The organism is Pseudoalteromonas holothuriae (genome assembly GCF_945859825.1).
Taxonomy (GTDB): domain Bacteria; phylum Pseudomonadota; class Gammaproteobacteria; order Enterobacterales; family Alteromonadaceae; genus Pseudoalteromonas; species Pseudoalteromonas holothuriae.
This window is the reverse complement of record NZ_CAMAPC010000001.1, coordinates 1-21,006: the sequence shown is the minus strand read 5'-3', so window position 1 is coordinate 21,006 and position 21,006 is coordinate 1. Positions and strand designations below refer to the sequence as shown.

Sequence of the window (21,006 nt, the reverse complement as noted above, 5' to 3'; positions counted from 1 at the left end):
TTATTAATAAAAAACAAAAAAACAAAATACAGTAAAAAATAAAAATTAAAAACAAAACAGTGGCACACCACTTGCTTTTATTTACAGCAAACGGGTAATTACACCCAACTCATTTAAACAAATAAAAACGACTTGCTGTATTTATTTAAGGGGAACGCCATGAACACATTACTAAAATCATTACTTGTTGCTTCAGCTATCACTTCAATTTCTGCCGCAGCTGCCGTTTCAAGTAGCACTGGCAACGAAGCTAAATTTTCGTTTGAAGGTACAATAGAGCCATTATGTAAAACTGACAGTGGTACAGCGAATAGTGTTACAGGGCTAAACCTTGACGCTACCCAAGAAACTCAAGATATTGGTACGCTAGATGTGTGGTGTAACACCGGAAAAAATGCGACCACAGAATATAGTTCATTAAATGGTGGTTTCTTAATTGCCAACAATACACAAAAAAGTAAAATTGCTTACACCTTAGACATAGGCACGACTACAGGTGTTGATTTAAAAAGTGGCGCTTTCAAACATTCAACAACCGAAGCTGGTACTGGCAGCACCGGTGAGACTAAAGCGACAGCTTTAAAAATCACACCACAATCAAATGGCTTAAATGACGCAGGTACTTACTCAGACACTATCACGGTAACAGTAAGCCCGAACTAAAAAGTGAATATAACAATAAAAGCGATAACGTCGCATTTGTTGTTTGTACCGATCCCCATAAAAAACGAGCGACAACAAATAGTCGCTCGTTTTTTATGATAATGCACTCAAACCAACATCTATATGAATAAATAAAAACCAGCTTTAATTAACCCATCGATAGGTTTATCTATTTATTTTTTATGACATAAATAGACTTAAACACGCATTTTACCCTGCAAATTAACTATTCCTTTAGACAAAACAACTCGTATTAGCAACCTATAAAAGCTAAACTTTAGTACTTAATAGGTTGCAAACTCAGATACACCTGCTGTAATTTAGGCTTAGGGGGAGACTATGAACACTTTAATTAAACCACTCTTTGCTACTTTGATGCTTACTTCAGGCTCTGCTGCTGCCACGATTTTAAGTACTTCTGGAAATGAAGCTAAGTTTTCATTTGAGGGGACGATTGAACCTGTTTGTAAAACCACCAGTGGTTCAACCAATGAAGTCAGTTTAAACCTTGATGCAACACAAAAAACGCAAGATATTGGTACGCTAAACGTTTGGTGTAATACTGGAGAAAATGCCACAACAGAGTATCGCTCTGCAAACGGTGGTTTTTTAATCGCTAACAACTCGCAAAAGAGTAAAATTGCATACACACTAGATATTGGTGAAGACTCAGGTATTGATTTACAAAACGGTACATACAAACACTTAAGCGCAACAGCGGCTGGTAATGGAACCACAGGAGACACCAAAGCGACGATTTTAAAAGTCACCCCGCAGTCTCAAGGCCTTGATGATGCAGGTACTTATTCAGATACGATTACAGTTATAGTGACCCCTAACTAACCCTGTTTTATGCTCTTTGTAACATCAGCGGGGCTAATTACTTAATCACCAACCAATCATGCATTGTAAAGCCGCCTAGTACCAAGCTAAGTTTATAAGCCAAAGCCTCTATATTATTGAATCGAAATTATTATCTGCTATCTTTTTTAAGTAACTCATTTTTAGAAAAGCATAAATGACTCATCCAAAAGATTACCTACTCTCCTTGCTAACTCTTTCTATATTGCTATGCCCTGTGGCGGCAACAGCTGAGCAAAACACTTCTCTTTTTGAGTTGTCTCTGGAAGACCTACTAAATATGCAAGTTATTACGGCTTCAAAACAGGAAGAGTCTCTTCGTGATACAAATGTCAGTATTTCGGTGATCTCTCGTCAACAAATAGAACAATTCGGTGCTCATCGGCTCTATGAAATACTTGAACGAGTAGTATCAGTAAACAGTAACTATGGAGTATTAACCGCAATAGCGACACGAGGAAGCAAACCTTGGACTGGCATACTACAGCACTTAGGACTAATAAATGGCAGGCCGTTTGGTAATTTAACCGGTGTGCATAGTTTATATACCTCCATCCCAATTTCATCTATTGAGCGAATTGAGTACATTCGCGGACCGGGATCTGTACTATACGGAACCAATGCCTACCAAGGCGTATTTAATATTATTACCCGAAAACCACAATCTGATGGCTTAGAGGCATATCAAAGTGCAACGTACGGCAGTTTTGGTACACAAATAGTCGAAGGCAGTTACTTATACAAAAAAGACGATTTTAATGCTGCTTTGCATTTACTTTATACCGATGTTGATGGGTGGGATGCAAAAACATTAGACCCAACTACCCAAACAACATTTAGCAAAAAAGCGTTCCAAACAGAAAAAACACTTCATTTAGACCTAAATTATAAAGCGCTGTCTCTTTCACACTTTAGAAGCCTACAAGACAGGTTTGCTAACTTTTGGGATGCACCACAGGAGCGCTACCTACCTTGGTCAAAACGCCATCCATCAACACTAACAAATTTAAGCTATAAACATCGTTTTGATAATCGCTGGCAGCTTGATAGTCATTACACCAATATTGATAAGGTTATGGAATGGAGCAGTAACGGCTTAGCTGACAGCTTTACTAGGATTAAATCGCCATTAAATATTCGACTTTTAGAGCTAAACCTAAGCGGTGATTTATCTGAGCAAACCACCCTACTTATTGGCGCAACCTACGAGCACCGTCGTGTTTACAAAGCCTCAACAGTACCTGATGCTAAAGAGCGTTACGCTAGTATTTATGGGCAAATCAAATATGCGTTCACGCCTGACTTGAGTATTGAATTAGGCGGGCAATATGTAACTTCAATAGCACTGGCGAATAACATTGATAACCAAAATGACTTTATTCCACGGCTGGGGCTTATATATCATATCAATGATTTATGGACTTTTAAGCTTCGGCACGCAAAAGCTTTTCGTCATCCATCATCTGGTGAGCGCACAATCGAAACACCAGGTATTCAAAAAGGCACTCCAGATTTAAACTCTGAGACTATCAATACCACAGAAGCCCAGCTTTTTTATCAAACAGGCAATAAACTATTTACGACCACAGTATATACAAGCAAAGAACAAGATCTTATTTTACTCAAACCTTCAGCGGATCCTAATTTTGCTTTAGAAAACAAGAATAGTGGGGAGATTTCATCCTATGGAATTGAGCTAGAATACAAACATCAACTCACCTCAAATTGGTACACTGAGCTCTCTGCAGCCCATCAGCGTAATAAAGACGATATAGGTAATCATAATATCAATCTGTCACCTAACAACAGTATTAAGGTTGGTCTCGCATATGACAACATGCAGTGGCGTGTCGGTGCTTATTTATTAAGTAACTCAAAATATCACGATAATATTTTGTTTGACCCCAACAGAGAACTTGTTAACCCCGCAGCCACAGGCTACGACTGGCTTACGCTTAAACTAAGTCGCCAATTTAGTGTTAATCGTGATAACACTCTCACATTATCACTTGAACTCAAAAATTTGTTGGATGAAACAGTATATCAACCCAATGATACTCCTGTATTTTATCCTTTAAACACACTGCCTGCCCGTGAAGGTCTCAGCGCATTTTTATCTGTGAGCTATCAGTATTGACTATAAAGCATTGTATTATATAACCGCTGCTTTTATCGCTTGATAAAAAGAATATATATTAAGCAAGCTCATAAAGCCAAGAGTACTAATAGCAAAAAGAGTGCCTTATCCTACTTTTTCGGCTAGTTTTTTGCTTACAAAAGCTCGAATAATTTCAATATTATCGCCTTTGGAGCCTATAGGTACTATCAAAGCTAAAACTCTATCAACAAAGATATATAATGTCCCTGAGTTTTCCTCAAGTGAGTCTACAGCTTTCCAATCATAAAATGTCTTAGCCAGCGGGCTCTTTTCGTAAATTCCATCCTCTTTAAATTCAATTGTTTTTTCGCCGAGGATTAAACCATCAGCAAAAGGGACCGCCTGATTAATTAGCTTATTTTGATTATACAAAAAGGCTCCAATTAGGATCACAAAGGGTGTTGCAGTTACAATTATCAACGTAAAACCTATACGCATCATTTTAATTGCAGGCAATTGCAAAACAAAATAAAAAACAACCACAAGAACAAGCCAAACAAGTAAATTTTTAACCCACATTGTTTTTTGTTTAGCATGCTCTTTTTGAACTCGACCCAACAAAAACCGATTGTAGTCTAAATAATCCTGCTTACTTAATTTGGTTATGATTTTCATATTCACCTCTGAAAGTTATACGATACAAGCAATTAACCACCCTACTTAGGGTTATTAATATTGCAAAAAATTAAATGGCCACTTTGTTAGACTACTGAATATCAAGCATTGCGCATAGTACTTAAATTCAATACTATGATCCAAAATTGTACCTAATAAAGAACTTCATATGCATAAAAAGTCAAATATTTTCGGCACGATTGCCTCATTTACGACCATTGTCGTAGTCTTATTATTTGCGGCTAGTTCATGCACTAACCCAAGCACACCAGCAGGTCATGAAGGTTATATATATGAGCAACCTAGATTTATAGGCTCTGGTGGGTATCAAGGAAGCTTAGTTGGACCAAGTAACTATGGCTTTTCACTACTTCGTAATCAAGTCGTTAATATTGATATGCGACCCAATACTTATACTGAACGTTTTAGCATACTTGCTAACGATGACTTAAATATTAGCTTCGACTTTCACGCCGTACTTGCCATAAAACAGGTACTATCAAACAAGTCGTAGAAAATTATGGTGCTGAAAACTGGTATAAGCGATATGTGCGTGAAACGTTTAGAACTTATGTGCGCGATGAAGTACAAAAATTTGACAGCCGAGCTTTAAAAGCCAAACGCGAAGCTATTGCAACTCAAGTAACCAAACGTTTAAAAAACTATCTCAACACTACACCATTTAATATTAAACAAGTAGTGATTGGCAATATAAACTACCCCAGCATTGTTGCTGAAGCCGTCGAAAAAAAACTCGCTGCACACCAACTCCTTGCGGAAAAAGAAACGCAAAAAGCCATTGCTAAAAAAGATGCCGAGATCCGTATTGAAGAAGCCAAAGGCATAGCTGAGGCACAAAAAATAATTAACGCTACACTCACACCCAATTACTTGCAACATGAAGCTATCAATGCCCAACTAAAAATGGCTGAGTCACCCAACCATACTACTGTTTATATTCCTGTTGGCACAAATGGTATTCCGCTGGTAAAAGGCACTAAATGATAAGGTAGATTCGGCCGTGCTTATCTTTTAGGTATGAATTGTTTCAAATCAAAGGACTGAGGCTAATTATTTTATGCCTCACCTCATTGATGATAGGCACATTGCAATTAACTTGCTTGAGCACTTTTCAAATTTGCATGCCTAGGTGGTTTAATACCTGCTTTGTGAAAACATGATTATTCTAGAGGGCTAAATAGCTCATGTAGAATAACGACATACTGAAGTTTCGCTTCGTTATTATACCGTTTATCTATCGCACTATAAGCGCATTTATTTAATGCAATTGGTATAAAAAATCAGACTAAACTTAAAGAGGGGGATTTATATCTCCCTCTTTATGCTTAACAAACATAAAATGTTAAATAGATACCACAACTTTACCCATGGCTTGGCCACTTGCAAGGTAATCATGTGCTTTGCCAACATCTTGTAAGTCAAAATGTTGCTCATCTACAACTGGGGTTAAATGCCCCGCATCAACAATGCTTGCCAGTTTTGCCAATATTTCACCATGCTGCTCACGTTTATGATTATGTAACATGGGGATCAACATAAACACAACATGTAATGATAACCCTTTAAAATGTGCAGTGGTAAGGTCTATTTCAGCCATAGAAACCGTCGTAGAAACTTGCCCATTTAATGCTGCTGCTTCAAAAGAGTTCAGCAGATTAGCTGCACCGATAGAATCGTAAACCACATCAAATCCTACGCCATGAGTATGCTGCGCAACATAATCAGCAACCGTTTGTGTTTTGTAATTAATACCTGTCGCACCGAGTTTTTCAATCAATGCAAGCTGCTTATTGCCACCTCCTGTAGCAAAAACATCACTACCAAAGTATTTGGCAAGTTGTAGCGCAATGTGCCCCACGCCACCAGCACCACCATGAACCAATACTTTATGACCTTGGTTAACACCCGCTCGCACTAACCCTTCATAAGCAGTAATACCAACCAAAGGTATTGCCGCGGCTTCGCGCATAGATAAGGTTTTAGGTTTATGCGCCACTAGTTTTGCATCAGCCAACATATACTCAGCTAATGCGCCTGGTAAATCAGCTAATCCGCCCGCGCATCCATAAACTTCATCTCCTACAGCAAACCCCGTCACATTTTCACCTACTGATTCAACAGTTCCGGCAAAATCCATCCCTAATATGCCAGGCAAAGAAGGAGATAATGGCGCTAAATCTTCGCCCATTTGACGGATCATCGTATCAACAGTATTCACACTTGTCGCAACGACTTTAACCAAAATATGTCCTGATTTAACGTTTGGTTTTGAGACTTGAGCTGCTTCAAATACGTTACTGTCGCCAAATGCATTAATGACCATTGCTTTCATTATGATGTCCTCTGTCTATTTGAGAAAGGATAGTATATGTACAAAACATATACTTGATAATACACTCGGATACTGAATCAGTTTTTACTTTTCATTAATAATAGGTAACAGCTCATGAATAACGAGCATTTGCGGCTTTTTGTGAGAGTGGCAGTCACTCATAATATCAGTATGGCGGGTAATGAATTAGGCTTATCACCGCCAGTTGCCAGTATGCACATAAATAAACTCGAAGAAACGCTCGGTGTAAAACTAATACACCGAACTACCAGAAAAGTGTCACTTACAGAGGAAGGGCGTGCATTTTTACCGCACGCTGAAGAAGTGCTCAATGCGTTAGATAGCGCCAAAGCCTCTATCGGAGCAGGCAGCTTTACACCCCAAGGTACTATTCGGGTTGCAGCGCCTTCGTCATTTGCCCGAATGCATATCGTGCCTGCTTTAAAATCGTTTTTAGCACAATACCCTCAGTTGAAAGTTGACTTACGACAAAGTGACAGCATGATTGATATGGTAGAAGGTGGCTTTGATATTGCCATCAGAAACGCTTCACTCAATGACTCAACCTTAGTTGCGCGCAAGCTCACACATGACCACCGTATTATTTGTGCATCACCCGAGTATATTAAAAAACATGGTGAACCGCGCACACCTCAAGATTTACTTAACCATCAATGTATCAACTTAATTGGTATTGATAGCTGGGTATTTAATACCCCAGATGGCATAAAGAAAATCAAAGGCAAAGGGGCAATACGAATAGATAATGGAGAGTCAACACGCGATGCATGTATTGATGGCGCAGGGTTAACTTTGTGTTCTATTTGGTGTGCTTATAAGGCTTTAAAAAAAGGAAAGCTCGTTCAGGTACTCAAAGACTATCCGGTAGAGTCAGATACTGCAATTTGGGCGGTTTACCCAAGCTCTCATTTATTAGCCCCTAAAGTTCGCGCTTTTATCGACTATTTTAAAGCCTACTACGGCGATATACCCTATTGGGAAAATTAACGCCCTAGGATTACTGCAAGATTTAAACTATCACAGCCTTCAGTTTTTTAAAAACAAGCGATATATCTCGTTATATCGCTTATAAATATACTCACTAACATTGCCGGTATTTACCGAACGAAAAAGGAGTCTCTAAGGTTAATTATGAGTAAGACGATAACGACCATTAGTGCGTATGTATATCAATGATTCTTTACTCAATGCCACGTTATGCTTGAACTTTCCTACTGAGTCAAAGTAACTACCCGTACTGAGCTGCTGAATATCACGACTCTCAGACGACTCATATTTAACGCTGCCCTTAATGACAACAGCTCGAAACTCTTGCGCATCAACCTGTAAAGTGCCATTAAATCCTGCTGATAACTTAAGCAAAGCTCCGCCTAATTGTCCCTGTTCAGAGCTTCCCCACAGTGGCGTTATTTTAGCTCCTTTTGCCACCTCCATAAACGTGGCATCACTGGCATTTAACCACGTTAAATTACCATAATGAATATTAAGCGGACTTTGTCCATTATCAAACGACTCAGCGCTGGGTTTCACTAAATATGGGCCGCTATCAATTTCGAGATAAATGAGGTTTGATTGACCAGAGGCCGCGGTAATATGGTTTTCACCAGCAGGTTGTGTCCAAAATGATCCCTGAGGCATCCACATCTCTTTAGCCGCTGGGTCATCATTATGTAATAAACCATCAATCACAATCCCTCTATAAGAAATATTATGAATATGAGGTGGCGATGAAAAACCTTGTTTGAAATTAACCAGCATACCTGTTGCCACATTTTTGCTACGATCACCCCAAAGCTCAGCAGCCCTGGGGCTTTTGTCACCGCGTAGTGGGTTTAAATACCCCCATTTTATATTTTCAGCTAAAACCACATTAGACCTTGCTGCCTTCGCACTCGCTGATAACACCGTCATACCATTTAACAATATTAATAGATAAGTAAAACAACTTAACTTGTTCACAATATAACCTCTTAAATTTATTCAATAGTGCGTTAATTTGTATAGATTATTCATACAGTCATTAACATAGCAGTCTCGTTATACATCAAAAAAAATCAGGGTAATTGGCGTAAAGTTCCTTAATAATCACATTTTTTATATCTGCAACCGCATTACAAAATGCAATATTAATGCTAGAACGCAACTTTGCTGAGTGTGCAAAATTTACAATATTTTCTTCATTCAGCTTGTTACCTTTTCGTGTATCGCTTTTTAAACTCAAAATTACTCGTAGCATGCAAATGCATGCAGGCTTACTGGATAAGCGTTTCGATTACACCTGCAATATCAGCAATTTTAGTTACATTGAGCGCATCTTGATGAGGCGACGCAAATTCACCAATATCATTATCAAAATATAGACCCGATGCATGAGCAAATTCCTCAGACAATGCCGCCTTAACCAATATATCCGCGCCTACTTGTAAGTCAGTGCCAGCAACACCATAAGCTTGTTCAACCATTTTACTACCTAGAAATGATTTTGGGTTTAACGCTACAATCACCGGCCCCTGCTCATTAATAGATAAAGCCATATGACGTGACCACATCGTTAAGGCCAATTTGCTCTTTGCATAAACGCTACTGTCAGACAATACACTGGGTTTTGTCAGCTCCAGTGGACTAACTGACGACTGAGCTGCTGAAGACACGTTAATAATACGCCCAGTATTGCCTAACAGAACCAGAAGTTGGTGAGCTAGAATATATGGGGAAATGGTATTAACCACAAACCGAACATCAAGCCCCTCTGCAGATACCGTTTCTGGTACAACAAATACACCCGCATTGTTAATAATTACATCTAGACTTTTGTGATCTTGTTTTATTTTCAAGGCCAGTGCTTTAGTTTGTTTTAGGCTTGATAAATCAGCTTTGTAAGTAAAAATATGTTCTGGTTTGGTAAATTCGATGAGTTGCTTTTTTGCCTTATCTAGTTTTGTATCATTGCGACCATGTAGCAATACGGTGTGGCCTAATTTTACCAATGACACTGCTGTTGCAAAGCCAATTCCATCGGTAGACCCTGTTATTAGAATCGTTTTATTCATTGTTTAAGCGCCTTATTGACTCAATCGGTATTAAGTAACTTATTACTCAAGTTACTCCTTACATTAACTTAGCAGTACAGTGACATTTCGTTTTCCCAGTTCGGTCAGTTAATGTCTTGCACATTCATCACCAACTCATTCCAGTTGCGTTGATTTTTAATATCATGCTCCAATCCTTGTTCATCAGCCACTGTAAACCTTTTGATGGCGGGCGTTTTACTTGTGGCTTGATAAAGCCAATATGCTTCCGATCTAAGTGCCTCATCAATTGGCTTATCTATGGATTCATATACCGCTTGCTTACACGCATTAATCGCCTCCGCAGGAAATTGTGCAATCCGTTTAGCAAGTGTAGCGACATACTCACCAATCTCATCGGGGTCAAGTGCTTTATTAATCGTGCCATAGGCTTGCGCCTCATCAGCATCAAAATCTTGTGCGCTTAATATAATCTCAAGTGCACGACCCAACCCTGTTTGACGAGCCATACGCGATGCCCCTCCGCCACAAGGTAAGATACCCATTGCCACTTCCATTTGCATAAATTTAAATTTGCCACGCGCAGCAAACCGCATATCTAAAGCAAGCGCTAACTCATGACCACCTCCACGCGCAAAACCTTCAAGCTTTGCAATGGTTGCCTGAGGTACTTTACTTATACGTTCACACACCGATTGCAAGTCTAGCAACTGAGCTTCTTCTCGAGACACCACTTCGGTGGACATATCTTTTAATAGCTCGGTATCATAATGACATACCCATATTTCAGGGTTAGCAGATTGAAATACCACCACCTTGGTATTGCAGTCGCGCTCTAACCTCATAGCCAAAGCATTTAAGTCGGCTAACATTTTTTGACCTAGTACGTTTACAGTCCCGAAATCAAAAGTAACGGTCAATACGCCTTGATGCTGCTGCGTTGTAAATGTCTGAAAACCTGAATATTTCATAATACGATTCCTGTGACTGCATGTATTAAATCACGCATGATATTTTGCGAATTTTTAAGTTATGTACTGTTAGAGAACATGCTAGAGCATTTTTATTTATTTGATAATATAGATAAATACTCAATCAGTTTTAACTTTTCATTAATAGTAGTTTGGTAAGTTATGAGAATAGCTTGGCGGAGCTCATATAACCTTGCTTAATTAAGTGAACTATTTTTATGCAGTGAAACCTTGTCTATAACAAGGCCGTATTTTGCTATTTAGTTGTTCTAAACAGGAGCTTTAAACGCAGCAAGCGTCAAGCTTAGCCCCTGAAAGTGATTACGTATTATTGCAGATTGTTAGCACTGCCCTGTTTGCAAATATATGGACTTTTAGACACAACCCCCTGACTTTTGAACATATCGCATTAGCAACACCTAAACTAAACTGGCTGTACTGAACAACAACCTAAAAGGACGACACCATGTCATTCACACATTTATTAACCAAGCCTGTCAAAAAAATTATCGCTATTTTGGTCATTAGTTTTAGTGCATTCGCAAATGCTGGCGCTGACACAGATACAGATGAAAATGGCGTCACCCTCGCAGGACATGATGCGGTTGCTTATTTTACTGAAAATAAACCAGTAGTAGGCTCTACAAAGTTTACTGCTGTTTATAATGATGCTATTTATCGCTTCAGTAGCGCTAAAAACCGTGACATGTTTAATGCAGAACCCTCTAAATATGCACCGCAATATGGTGGCTTTTGTGCCTACGGCATGACTTTTGGTAAAAAGTTTGAAATCGATGGTAAAGCATTTGAAGTCGTTGACGGAAAATTATACGTAAACAAAAATTTAAGTGTTTACGAAGCATGGAAAAAAGACGTGCCAACTCATATCACACAAGCCAATGAGCAATGGCCTACGGTAGAAAATGTTGCAGCAGGTAAATTGTAAATCAACTTGCATCAAATGCCATCTATTAGATGGCATTTCTAAAATATTTCAATACCTTAATTGTATTATCAATGCATCGTAATTAATCTCAGGTTTAGATAAAGATTTTAAAATAGTAAATACTTAATAACTCAAATCATTTATCACCCAATGGTGATACTTCGTGCAACATCAAAGCGCTTTTATACAGTAATAGCTGGTTGTTCAGGGGAGGAACAGTCAAAACAACGCAAATAAAGAGTAAAGTAGCTTAATTGGGCAAATTCGCTTATTCAGAGCTGAAGTTAATTATAGCGAATGTGCGCGAGCAGCCCCTGGTGGCTCTCCCAGAGTATTACGATAAGCTTTGCGAAATGCCGCTTCTGACTCATAACCACTTTGATGTGCAATTTGAGCAACAGATAACTGAGTCGTTTTTAACAGGTGCCTCGCTTGTGTCATTCGCCATTGCGTTAAATATTTCATTGGCGTTAACCCTACCGTTTTACTAAACATATCGGCAAAAGCTGAGCGACTCATAAACGCTTCTTCAGCTAAACGCTCAAGCGTCCAAGGTAACTCTGGCTGTTGATGGATTGCATTTAGCACTTTACCTAACTTAGAGTTAAATAAAGCACCCAATAAACCTTTATCTAATCCCCCCATCTGCATTTGCTGGCGAAGTACTTCAATAAAAATTAAAAAAGCCATTTGATCTATCACGGTATAAAAGCCTGGATGTTCATGCTTTAACTCATTCAACACTTGCTTGATTAAAAGCGCAATACGTTTACCTGAGCGCTCTGTATCAGCTTTTATTACAACCACTTGTGGCAATGAGGCTAATACAGGAAACAATACTGGATTTCGAAATTCAAAAAAGCCGCAAACCATATTGGTCACATCCCCCTCATTGCTCATCGGCGCATTTACTTGCTCAAGTGCCGGCTTGGTTTTTGAATTTGATATAACATGATGTGCGTCACTGGGAAAAATCACCAGATCATGCGAGGTTAGCTGCAGAGGCGCTTGCCCGTCAAAATGAAGCCAAGCATACCCAGAACCCACCAAGTGAAATGGAATACGCTTGCTGCCCCCGGTATCAACCGCCCAAGTACCACAAAAGTCAGCATTAACATAAACTTCAGCTTTTAAATCTAGCCTGCGAAGCAGCACGCTAAGCGGATCTGGATCGTTCAAATAAATATTAGGACTTTTTGACATCGTTTTATATGCACGCTCGCAGGGCTTATTTTCCCTCAGTATACTTAGTTTTGTGCAAACAAAAATGCCGTTAATTATAAAAATCACCAATTTTTACCACTCATTTGCAATAAAAACTAAAGCTCATATTTGGTGTTCTACATAACTAAATTAGGGGGGAAGTAATTTAACAAGTTTTGTTCATGCTTTGCAAAGTTATAATAGCGCGCATATGCAGTGGCATTTTTACTTATATTCTTTTGCTGTGGCTAATCCAGAACAAGCGATAGAAGTAACTAACAAGAACTTTTTAAACATAAACTTATTCATTTTAAGTTTTTATTAGCGATCAATAGACAATTTACATGATTGTCCAAAATATAGTTCGTTCAAAGTTTTCAGTTTGAATACCCATGTTTATTTTTTGTTTTTAGTCGCACTTCAGCAAACTAAACAGTGATTATTGGAATGCTTATAGTTTGGATAAAAATTGTGGGACCCCCTCAGAAACTGACCTGCTATTAACGGAACACCACGTCACCCTGAACACTACACCACGTCATCCTGACGAAGGTCAGGATCTTGTTAAACACCACTTTAGTAGTAGCAGTCACCTAACCTCTCCCTCATAATTATTATAAAAAAGTGTTCATAAATAAGTTATGAAGCAAGCAACTTGAGTCCGTTGTTTTTTTACCAATCACCTGCTGATGAATTAAGCGAACAATGGCACCAATGGTTGCAAAAGTGGCACGCGGCGATAAGCAATATAGGCGTTAACACTGAAGTTAGTAAAAAAATGAAGTGTGTTAATCCGGGCAGGTGGCGTATCTCATTATAGTTGTTCATCATAACCATCAATAAAGCATTCCTTCAGCCAATAAAAAAGCAGAGGAACTTGTTATCGTTCACTCTGCTTTTCAATTACGTCAAATCCCCGATTAAAAATCTTTCGGTGCTGGTGGTACCGTTAGTTTCTTTTTCGGTTTTTGCTTTAATTCTTGAAGCAACTCTTCCACTGCACGCTCAATTGAAGGATCTTTACCTTTGAAAATTAACTCAGGACGGTCAATAACTTCAATATCAGGTGTAACACCTTCATTCTCAATAATCCAGTTACCGTCATTATCTAAAATTCTAAAGGTAGCCGCTATCACCTGCCCCCCGTCTACTAAACTAGGATTACCAGAGATACCAATAAGTCCACCCCACGTACGTGTACCAATAAGTTTACCTAAGCCCGCTTGACGGAAGTAATACGGTAGTGCATCACCACCTGAGCTTGAGTAACCATTTATTAGCATAGCCTTAGGGCCATCATGCGCTAATTGTGGTGTTTTCGTTGGCTCGACACCACGACGTTTCCAATAATTAAGTGGCTTACGTGCTAACCAGGTCAACATATGTTCAGGAATAAAACCACCACCATTGTAACGATCGTCGATGATCATGGCATCTTTTGTGGTTTGTGGCATAAACTTCTTAAATAACTCTCTATGCCCTGCTGCATGTGTATTTGGTAAATGAACATAACCAATGCGACCATTAGACAACTTGTCAACATAATCCATGCGAGATTGAACCCATTTCAAGTAACGTAAGCCTGTTTCACTTGCAACCGGTTTAACCGTAACTTTCCATGTATTTTTATCGTTTGGCGATTCACTAAGCAATAACTCAATAGCCTGTTTTTGCGTATTTTCTAATAACTCGTAAAAGTTACTCACGCCTTTAGTTGACTGACCCTGCACGGCAATAATATAGTCACCCTCGTTGGCTTTTACACCGGGTTCATCAAGTGGAGATCGGAAACTTTCATGCCAGCTTTCACCATCAAAAATTTCCTCTATCTTAACATAGCCTGACTTATGCTTAGAAATTTCGGCGCCAAGTAAGCCATGATTTTTTCGTTCAGCTTTCGGGTTATCTCCAGATTGCACATAAATATGGCCAGCGTTAAGCTCACCTGCAAGTTCACTTAATACATAATCCATATCGCTACGGTGAACTACAGCATCCGCTAACGGTTGATAACGTGTTTTAATTTCATCCCAATCTTGACCGTGATGGTTTTCATCGTAAAACCAATCTCTTAACGTGCGCCAGCCCTCTGCATACATTTGCTTCCATTCTGCTTTTGGTGAAATTTTCAACGTCATTTGCGATAAATCGAGTTTTGACTTATCCAGCTTTTGATTCGCTTTAGGTTCTACCACACTGTAGTTGTCACCTGACTTCACTAACAAATGCTCGGCGTTGGCAGAAAGTGCATACCTTGATACTTTTTCAGCCACAGTTTCTATTTTGCCATCGCGGCCATTGCCAACAAGCTTTAATATGCCGTCAGACATTACAAGCACACCATCTTTTACGCCGCTTAAGCCGGAGTAATTGCCCGCTTTTGCATTTAATACTTCCACTCTTTGCATGAAATTTTTTGGATCAAGTTGGGTAGAGGTATCGGCTTTGTTTTCATCTTCCTTCTTATCGTCTTCATCTTGAGCTATTGCCACCTCATCACTTTTGAAGCGATTAATCGCCAACACGTCATTATTGACTGCGACCGCAAAAATTCTGGTGGAGTCTGAATATAAATAGTCAAACTCATAACTTGAGAAAGTCATATTAAAGTCACGCTGAGACGTAAAGTATAGATAATGACCATCAGGTGAAAACGTTGGGTTTTGCTCTGAGGTCATTTCATCAGTTAAGCGTATTTTCTTTTTACTTTTCAGGTTGTAATGCCACAAAGAACCATAGCGGTTTTCATTGTTCTTAAGATAAACAATATCTTCACTATTCGGTGACCACGTATAGGTTGTCAGGTTGTCATCATTAAAGCGAGCAACGTCTATCTTAGTTTGCTTAGCACTATTGATATCTAATACCCAAAGGTTGTGGTTTTTATCTGCAAACAATAGGCTCTTGTTGTCTGGCGACCAAATTGGCGTGAAGCGCCAAATGGTGCCATTTTTTGTAAGCTGCTTAACTTTATTGTTAGCTGAACGATCTTTTAGGTAAATTTCATATTCACCCGTTTTATCACTCATGTAAGCAATATATCGGCCATTAGGTGACCAGCTAGCATCAATTTCTCGACTTTCAGGTGTATGTGACAAGTTACGAGTAACACCGTCTTTTTTAGGAACAGAAAACAGCTCTCCACGCGCAGTAAACAATGCTCGTTTACCACTATTATCAATACTCATAGAATCTATAAATTTACTTACGTTCTTGCTGTAAGCTTCAGTATATTGGCGCACACCTGAAACGTTGATAGATAGTTTTGTCGATTTATTACTTTTTGGATCAAAACGATATAGATAACCGCCATTTTCATAAACAACGGCTTCAGGGCCTGCTGATGGCCACAATACATCGTACTTATCATGATTCGTAAGTTTCTTTGGCTCTTTACCTTTTCTGTACTGGTACAGGTTTAATGTAAACTCTCGATCTGAAACAAAGTAGATATCATCATTAACCACAGTAGGCTGTTGGTCTGTTGCGCGATGAGTAGTAAGTTGTTCTGAAGTATTATCTTCTAAATCATATACCCATACGTCTTGTGCACGGCCACCACGGCTTCTTTTCCATGTACGAAACTCACGATCAATCGGCGTATATATAAACTTTTTACCATCTGCTGACAGCATACCTCCGCCAGTTTCAGGTATGGCTAGCGGTTGCTCTTCACCGCCATTAACAGATATCTTGTATGGACGCCCCATACGTTCACCCCAAGGCAAACGATTGGCACGAAATACAATATGCTCACCGTCTGGTGTCCAATCAAGTACTCGATAATCAAAGCCGCCTCTTGGAGGCATTGGTCCTACATCATTGTAATAAGTTAATTGCTTAAGTCCTGAGCCATCTGAATTCATCACATAAACTTGGCGACTGCCATTGTATTGAGCAGAAAAGGCTATTTTCTTGCCATCTGGCGAAAACTTTGGAAATGCTTCGTAACCAATATGATCCGTCAATCGCTGACTCTGGCCTGTTTTGTGATTAGCAATATAAATATCCCCTGCATAAACAAAGGTTACATTATCTTTGTGAATATCAGCGAATCGCAGAAGACGAGTATCGTCAGTTTGGTAAGCGCTTGAAATAAATGAACTACATGCCGCAACAACAGCTGCTAATTTGTATAACCTCATACCATTCCATTTTTGTTATTTTGACACAATTACATTAAATGGTTTCGATTGCAGATTCAAACAGTTAACTGTAATTAAACGTGTATGTATTTTAATGTGCCTGTAAACTTATGTGGAAAGATTTTAATGTTAGATATTTAAGCAGTGTTAGAGGGCTGTAATTTTTATTGTTTGCTTGAGTTTACAACGCCATCAAAATTCATAGTGCTAGTTTCTATCTCAATTTTATGGTGTAACCCCCCGTTATTGACTGAACACCACGTCATCCTGACGAAGATCAGGATCTTGTTAAACGCCACTTTCAAAGTAGCAGTCACCTAACCTCCCCCTTACATTATGATAAAAGAGTGCCTTTATTGTGTGCTACTTTTCAATAAGCACTTTTGACATGTAAACAAGCTATAACCGTCGCTAAAAAGTAGCTTCTGTCAAAATTAGACAAAACAGGCTGTAATAATGTTATTGGACACCCCTGAAAAACTGGCTATATACAACAATCAATAACAAATGGAATTAGTTATTAAATCAAGGGTTCTAACTTGAATGGCTATCCTTTTTACTTCCTACAGTTATAATCCCCCTTTATCGCTGTACTTAGCCGTTAATTTGGAACACCCCATGAAAAAGCTCTCTAAAGTTCAACAAAAACAACAAGCACTAGTGCTAAGCGTTGCCGATATGCTCGAAGAGCAAGCACGTAGTGAGCTATCTGGTATGCTGCAGTGTTGGTATGATGTGGAATATCACCTGTTTCCGAGCTCTCTACTGCTGTGTTTTCAGTTTGAAGATGAACAAACACTCGAAGCAGCAAAACCTGATCTACTCAAATGGCAAAAGCGATTAAGTGCTGCAATGCTGAAAAAAGGTGTAATTTTAAAAGATATGCGTAAGCACTTAACATTTACTCTACTTGGACCAGATGATTAAGCTGTTGTAAGTTGAATAAGGTATGCAACGTCACCTGCCACCCGACAATGCTTTACAAAATACCATGTTGGAAGGCGCCTTCGGCTTTTCCAACCTACAAATCAAGTGTTAGGCTCTTTACACACCAGTTGTGTGAATAAACGCCCTGCTCCACAGCTTTATGAAAACTCGAATACGGCCAATCTATTACACGATTAACCAAGCCATGTTTCATTGGGTTATAATGTACGTAATTCACATGGTGCCAAATGCCCCGCTCACCATATCGTCTGCGCGTATTGTCAATTCATTCTGTTTTGGGTAACGATTTAGAGAAGCGCTTTTTGATCTCACGCCAACGGTTGGAATAATCATCATCTCCCTCAGATAAGGTCAATACCGCGTGCAGGTGGTCGGGCAACACCACCCACGCATCAATAAAAAACGGCTGCCGTTGCTTCACCCAGCGCACCGACTCGCGTAATAAATTGATATGCTTAACCAACAAAGCGCCGTTACGATTTAACAAATTCACCGTGAAAAAATACGTGCCGCCGCCCACATAATTACGCCGATACCGCATACCACCTCCTTGTGATTGCATTTAATAATTGTATTGTAGGTCGGCATAAGCGAAGCGCCATCCGATATCCGCGCAAAAGAATCCCTTGGCAATGGTTAGACTGGCTCACTTTACCTTGCGTAAAAATAGCGTAATCGCTTCGCTCAAGTCACTAACTTTTACACTTTTGACGTCAACTATTTTTCGGGAGGATTACCACCAAACCTACAGGTTTGCACCCAATGATTATGTCACCATCTCTCGAATTGAGAAATGTGATCTGTACAGAGGCATTGTTGAAACGCACAGTGGCAGCGTTTATGTACTTCAGGGGGTGGGAACAGATGCTGCCATTGATTTTCGTGATTTTGAATTATTACGAATGGGGTACAGCCCGCAGCAAATTTCAAATTTTAACTCGGCTGATATTTCAACTTGGCATTAATATTTTCAGTTAAGGAGCTGCTAGGCCCTTTCTGCACTAAATGAGTTAGCAATTATATAGCTTTTACCGATTTCAAAGGACTTGAGAGAGGGATACTCTTTGAACTCATTGCCATTCCACTTTTTAGGATTTCCAGTCGAAATTACGCTGAGTTCTATCGGATATTCCTTAAGTTTCACAACTAACTCTTCCATAACTGGTTTTGGAAAATTTCCTAGTTTGCCACTAGTTTCAGAAACTATTCCATCAACATCAGGCTTCAAATTCAAAAACCGCTGTAAATAGGTTATGTTACCAAAAAATTTGGCGCAGATGCTTGTCAGAAGCCCTAACAGCTCACCCGAATTACACTCATTTTTAGAAAAAAAAATATCAAATCGTTCTGCAATGTATGGATATAACGTTGGCGAACTTTCTGTTAACAATATTGACTCTGAACCATATGAAGAAATCTGCTCTTCCACAGTTTCGAGACATTCTACTTCCCAGAGTTGAGGATGATCATCGTCATTCATTTTCACTGACAACGTAACCCTTAAGTCATCAGCGTACCAATTTGCATCCACAATTCTTATCCAGCCTTCGGCTTCATCAAAATGTGCGTCAATAGCACTTAGAAGTTCTTCCATTAGATAGCATCATCCTTTGGGTTACCATGTGTCTGACAGCCGAATAGTAAGCAACCACAGTGTTCATTAAACAATGTGAGGTTAGTATTGGGTTTACCAACTTCAAATTTAGACTTGAGGCCAGCACGCACATTAATTTCTTCTCGTAATTCTTCTATGCGTTCTAACTTTTCAGTTTCCGTGTAATCTTCCCAATACTCATGATCATTCTCTAACTCAATGATCCACTCTTTTCTTTCTTCAATTAAAGAAGAAATTGTTTCATTAAAAAGTATGGGATTAACTGTGTAAACGGCATAGCCCAATTCAGGCCAATCAGACAAATCGATTCCATCAAGCCCTAGCTCAATGACAAGTTCGGTTGCCTTGTCATACTGTCCCATTTCAGCGTAAACAGAAGCGATCTCATAGCTACAAATTACATCAAGAAACTCATTGCTAATGTTTTTAACTAACAAGGCTAACTGGTCTTCCGTTTCTGAATAGTTCTTTAACGCTAAGTTCGTTACGGCTAAGTTATATAAGGAAATATTTTCATTATCATTCAAGTTAGACGCTTTTACGAAGCAATACTTTGCTTCGTCATATTTGCCCAGATAAAAATATGCGACACCGATATTGTTAACTATATCTCTTGAATTTGATTTAGCCTCAGCCAGCTTCAGATACTTTAGCGCTTCTTCGTAATTTTCTAAATTTAATTGAATGTAACCGACTTGGTTGTAAGGAAAATGGGATGATGGGTGAAGAGCTAAACACTCGTTTAATATTTGTAATGAACGTTCCGCATTGCCATATTCAAAATAAAGTTGCCAAGCAAGATTGTTTGTAGTTTTAACAGTCTTTTTAGTGTTATACGCCCGCTCAAATAACTTTAGGTCTTCATCATCACTTACCCATTCTGGATTTTGATAATAAGCCATTGCAACATCATTGATTAAATCCAAGTCGTTAGGTGCGCTCTCCAATTTTGAGAGAAGAGCTTTTAATTGTGCTGACATTATTTTTCAAGCCACCTAACGTCAGTTATAGCCATATAAATAAAACCATTGCTGGTTGGTGTACGATATACACCTATAGCATCAATTGCTTTTGCCAGAACCGATGTCATTTCCCAACCATCAACTTCGGTCCCTATCCATCTCCCGGCTACTAACTGTTTCAAACCAAGATCTTCACCTAATTCCTTTATTAACCTAGAAGACACTTTCACTTTTTCATCTAAGCTACTGTTTGCCCATGCCCACATCCATGTTTCTGACGCAGTTGAATAGGAACCCGAAAATTGAATATCTGCTTCTATTTCAGGAGTACCATTGTTTGAAAACACAAGCTTTCCTGTTTCCTGATACCAGTCCCATCGCTCGTAATTGCCAACTGCATATTCTCCCCAGCTTTGATCATCCAATGGCATTAACTTTGATCGCTTATTCTCATTAAGCTTTGATCACGACAATCACTCGATAATGATCACTTTTGTGTTCTTAATGATTTTGCCG

At 39.1% G+C, this 21,006-nt stretch carries 18 protein-coding genes and 1 pseudogene; 8 read left to right on the top strand and 11 right to left on the bottom strand.

Going from position 1 to position 21,006, the window contains the following annotated elements; translation table 11 throughout:
* Positions 1-159: 159 nt before the first annotated feature.
* The 3 genes from OCI93_RS00100 to OCI93_RS00090 all read left to right on the top strand — a co-directional run bounded on the left by OCI93_RS00100 (position 160) and on the right by OCI93_RS00090 (position 3,661).
* The gene (locus tag OCI93_RS00100) at positions 160-663 is read left to right on the top strand and encodes a hypothetical protein (protein WP_261592564.1); all 504 of its coding nucleotides are present in this window, start codon (positions 160-162) and stop codon (positions 661-663) included.
* A gap of 339 nt (positions 664-1,002) precedes the next feature.
* Entirely contained in the window at positions 1,003-1,506 is a 504-nt protein-coding gene (locus OCI93_RS00095; protein ID WP_261592565.1) for a hypothetical protein, read from the top strand.
* Between the two features lie 175 nt (positions 1,507-1,681).
* Positions 1,682-3,661, top strand: coding sequence for a TonB-dependent receptor plug domain-containing protein (locus OCI93_RS00090; protein WP_261625511.1), 1,980 nt, complete (start codon positions 1,682-1,684; stop codon positions 3,659-3,661).
* Between the two features lie 105 nt (positions 3,662-3,766).
* Here the strand turns inward: OCI93_RS00090 and OCI93_RS00085 are convergent, their stop codons facing one another.
* Positions 3,767-4,297 carry a YcxB family protein gene (locus tag OCI93_RS00085; protein ID WP_261625510.1) on the bottom strand — a complete coding sequence of 177 codons (531 nt, stop codon included), beginning with the start codon at positions 4,295-4,297 and terminating at the stop codon, positions 3,767-3,769.
* 169 nt (positions 4,298-4,466) lie between these two features.
* Between OCI93_RS00085 and OCI93_RS21065 the strand changes: the two are divergent.
* Positions 4,467-5,302 (top strand): annotated as a pseudogene (locus OCI93_RS21065) (SPFH domain-containing protein).
* 358 nt (positions 5,303-5,660) lie between these two features.
* On the opposite strand, the gene OCI93_RS00070 reads toward OCI93_RS21065, so the two are convergent.
* Positions 5,661-6,650 (bottom strand): zinc-dependent alcohol dehydrogenase family protein, encoded by a 990-nt coding sequence (locus OCI93_RS00070; RefSeq protein ID WP_261592569.1) that lies wholly within the window; start codon positions 6,648-6,650, stop codon positions 5,661-5,663.
* A 114-nt stretch (positions 6,651-6,764) separates the two neighbouring features.
* Between OCI93_RS00070 and OCI93_RS00065 the strand changes: the two genes are divergently transcribed.
* The gene (locus OCI93_RS00065) at positions 6,765-7,658 is read left to right on the top strand and encodes a LysR family transcriptional regulator (RefSeq protein ID WP_261625507.1); all 894 of its coding nucleotides are present in this window, start codon (positions 6,765-6,767) and stop codon (positions 7,656-7,658) included.
* Between the two features lie 138 nt (positions 7,659-7,796).
* Here OCI93_RS00065 and OCI93_RS00060 read toward each other — a convergent pair whose 3' ends face one another.
* The 3 genes from OCI93_RS00060 to OCI93_RS00050 all read right to left on the bottom strand — a co-directional run bounded on the left by OCI93_RS00060 (position 7,797) and on the right by OCI93_RS00050 (position 10,671).
* Complete coding sequence (locus OCI93_RS00060) at positions 7,797-8,582, bottom strand: DUF4437 domain-containing protein (protein ID WP_261625674.1); 786 nt, start codon at positions 8,580-8,582, stop codon at positions 7,797-7,799.
* A 341-nt stretch (positions 8,583-8,923) separates the two neighbouring features.
* The gene (locus OCI93_RS00055; RefSeq protein ID WP_261592571.1) at positions 8,924-9,721 is read right to left on the bottom strand and encodes an SDR family NAD(P)-dependent oxidoreductase; all 798 of its coding nucleotides are present in this window, start codon (positions 9,719-9,721) and stop codon (positions 8,924-8,926) included.
* A 104-nt stretch (positions 9,722-9,825) separates the two neighbouring features.
* Positions 9,826-10,671, bottom strand: coding sequence for an enoyl-CoA hydratase/isomerase family protein (locus OCI93_RS00050; protein WP_261592572.1), 846 nt, complete (start codon positions 10,669-10,671; stop codon positions 9,826-9,828).
* A gap of 466 nt (positions 10,672-11,137) precedes the next feature.
* Here OCI93_RS00050 and OCI93_RS00045 point away from each other — a divergent pair, with 466 nt between their 5' ends.
* Positions 11,138-11,617: a YHS domain-containing (seleno)protein gene (locus OCI93_RS00045; protein WP_261625506.1), complete on the top strand. Its 480-nt coding sequence runs from the start codon at positions 11,138-11,140 to the stop codon at positions 11,615-11,617.
* Between the two features lie 288 nt (positions 11,618-11,905).
* On the opposite strand, the gene OCI93_RS00040 is transcribed toward OCI93_RS00045, so the two are convergent.
* Together OCI93_RS00040 and OCI93_RS00035 are read right to left on the bottom strand one after the other, a co-directional pair.
* The gene (locus tag OCI93_RS00040; protein WP_261625505.1) at positions 11,906-12,820 is read right to left on the bottom strand and encodes an AraC family transcriptional regulator; all 915 of its coding nucleotides are present in this window, start codon (positions 12,818-12,820) and stop codon (positions 11,906-11,908) included.
* Between the two features lie 920 nt (positions 12,821-13,740).
* Entirely contained in the window at positions 13,741-16,965 is a 3,225-nt protein-coding gene (locus tag OCI93_RS00035) for a S41 family peptidase (protein ID WP_261625504.1), read from the bottom strand.
* A 618-nt stretch (positions 16,966-17,583) separates the two neighbouring features.
* Between OCI93_RS00035 and OCI93_RS00030 the strand changes: the two genes are divergently transcribed.
* Positions 17,584-17,892 carry a hypothetical protein gene (locus OCI93_RS00030; protein WP_261592576.1) on the top strand — a complete coding sequence of 103 codons (309 nt, stop codon included), beginning with the start codon at positions 17,584-17,586 and terminating at the stop codon, positions 17,890-17,892.
* A 286-nt stretch (positions 17,893-18,178) separates the two neighbouring features.
* On the opposite strand, the gene OCI93_RS00025 is transcribed toward OCI93_RS00030, so the two are convergent.
* Positions 18,179-18,454, bottom strand: coding sequence for an REP-associated tyrosine transposase (locus tag OCI93_RS00025; RefSeq protein ID WP_261625503.1), 276 nt, complete (start codon positions 18,452-18,454; stop codon positions 18,179-18,181).
* An 85-nt stretch (positions 18,455-18,539) separates the two neighbouring features.
* Between OCI93_RS00025 and OCI93_RS00020 the strand changes: the two genes are divergently transcribed.
* Positions 18,540-18,878, top strand: a complete 339-nt coding sequence (locus OCI93_RS00020; RefSeq protein ID WP_261625502.1) for a hypothetical protein — start codon at positions 18,540-18,542, stop codon at positions 18,876-18,878.
* A 20-nt stretch (positions 18,879-18,898) separates the two neighbouring features.
* Here OCI93_RS00020 and OCI93_RS00015 read toward each other — a convergent pair whose 3' ends face one another.
* The 3 genes from OCI93_RS00015 to OCI93_RS00005 are packed head-to-tail and all read right to left on the bottom strand — an operon-like array spanning position 18,899 to position 20,921.
* Entirely contained in the window at positions 18,899-19,507 is a 609-nt protein-coding gene (locus OCI93_RS00015) for a hypothetical protein (protein WP_261625501.1), read from the bottom strand.
* Positions 19,507-20,508 (bottom strand): tetratricopeptide repeat protein, encoded by a 1,002-nt coding sequence (locus OCI93_RS00010; protein WP_261625500.1) that lies wholly within the window; start codon positions 20,506-20,508, stop codon positions 19,507-19,509. The genes OCI93_RS00015 and OCI93_RS00010 overlap by 1 nt, the downstream gene beginning before the upstream one ends.
* On the bottom strand, positions 20,508-20,921 hold the full coding sequence (locus tag OCI93_RS00005; protein ID WP_261625499.1) for a DUF6882 domain-containing protein: 414 nt from the start codon (positions 20,919-20,921) through the stop codon (positions 20,508-20,510). The genes OCI93_RS00010 and OCI93_RS00005 overlap by 1 nt, the downstream gene beginning before the upstream one ends.
* Between the last annotated feature and the right edge of the window lie 85 nt (positions 20,922-21,006).

Excerpts from the sequence above, each read along its gene's own strand:
- OCI93_RS00025 (WP_261625503.1), bottom strand. The coding sequence starts at position 18,454 with ATGCGGTATCGGCGTAATTATGTGGGCGGCGGCACGTATTTTTTCACG.
- OCI93_RS00090 (WP_261625511.1), top strand. The coding sequence starts at position 1,682 with ATGACTCATCCAAAAGATTACCTACTCTCCTTGCTAACTCTTTCTATA.
- OCI93_RS00050 (WP_261592572.1), bottom strand. The coding sequence starts at position 10,671 with ATGAAATATTCAGGTTTTCAGACATTTACAACGCAGCAGCATCAAGGC.
- OCI93_RS00010 (WP_261625500.1), bottom strand. The coding sequence starts at position 20,508 with ATGTCAGCACAATTAAAAGCTCTTCTCTCAAAATTGGAGAGCGCACCT.
- OCI93_RS00015 (WP_261625501.1), bottom strand. The coding sequence starts at position 19,507 with ATGGAAGAACTTCTAAGTGCTATTGACGCACATTTTGATGAAGCCGAA.
- OCI93_RS00055 (WP_261592571.1), bottom strand. The coding sequence starts at position 9,721 with ATGAATAAAACGATTCTAATAACAGGGTCTACCGATGGAATTGGCTTT.
- OCI93_RS00070 (WP_261592569.1), bottom strand. The coding sequence starts at position 6,650 with ATGAAAGCAATGGTCATTAATGCATTTGGCGACAGTAACGTATTTGAA.
- OCI93_RS00085 (WP_261625510.1), bottom strand. The coding sequence starts at position 4,297 with ATGAAAATCATAACCAAATTAAGTAAGCAGGATTATTTAGACTACAAT.
- OCI93_RS00005 (WP_261625499.1), bottom strand. The coding sequence starts at position 20,921 with ATGCCATTGGATGATCAAAGCTGGGGAGAATATGCAGTTGGCAATTAC.
- OCI93_RS00040 (WP_261625505.1), bottom strand. The coding sequence starts at position 12,820 with ATGTCAAAAAGTCCTAATATTTATTTGAACGATCCAGATCCGCTTAGC.
- OCI93_RS00095 (WP_261592565.1), top strand. The coding sequence starts at position 1,003 with ATGAACACTTTAATTAAACCACTCTTTGCTACTTTGATGCTTACTTCA.
- OCI93_RS00030 (WP_261592576.1), top strand. The coding sequence starts at position 17,584 with ATGAAAAAGCTCTCTAAAGTTCAACAAAAACAACAAGCACTAGTGCTA.
- OCI93_RS00100 (WP_261592564.1), top strand. The coding sequence starts at position 160 with ATGAACACATTACTAAAATCATTACTTGTTGCTTCAGCTATCACTTCA.
- OCI93_RS00045 (WP_261625506.1), top strand. The coding sequence starts at position 11,138 with ATGTCATTCACACATTTATTAACCAAGCCTGTCAAAAAAATTATCGCT.
- OCI93_RS00065 (WP_261625507.1), top strand. The coding sequence starts at position 6,765 with ATGAATAACGAGCATTTGCGGCTTTTTGTGAGAGTGGCAGTCACTCAT.
- OCI93_RS00060 (WP_261625674.1), bottom strand. The coding sequence starts at position 8,582 with ATGACGGTGTTATCAGCGAGTGCGAAGGCAGCAAGGTCTAATGTGGTT.
- OCI93_RS00035 (WP_261625504.1), bottom strand. The coding sequence starts at position 16,965 with ATGAGGTTATACAAATTAGCAGCTGTTGTTGCGGCATGTAGTTCATTT.